At 47.4% G+C, this 268-nt stretch carries 1 pseudogene; it reads right to left on the minus strand.

Annotated elements, in window-relative coordinates:
* Window positions 1–92: 92 nt before the first annotated feature.
* Window positions 93–260: pseudogene (locus ACXAH1_RS24790) on the minus strand (transposase); the annotation flags it as partial.
* Window positions 261–268 lie beyond the last annotated feature (8 nt).

Here is a 268-nt window from a genome sequence, read left to right on the forward strand (position 1 = left end):
ATAATCTATCATCCTCAATCCATGAGTAATACCTAAAGGTAGACGGCGTACATTCCGCACGCCAGTTTAGGGTGGGTGTCCTTGTAACTTTCCTTGGCCAGAGCCAGTAATTTTTCCTCGACCCAGTCTCGTCGATGTTCATATGACTTACCCGTTAAACGGTCTTCACCACACAAGAATGCGCGCCGCACACACCGGGAAATACAGTGGTAGTATTTGGTATCCGATAAGCTGACCTGCCTCTTCCTTGCCATTGGCATAATCTATC

The sequence above is a fragment of the Pseudoalteromonas sp. AWH4_217 genome (assembly GCF_056161105.1).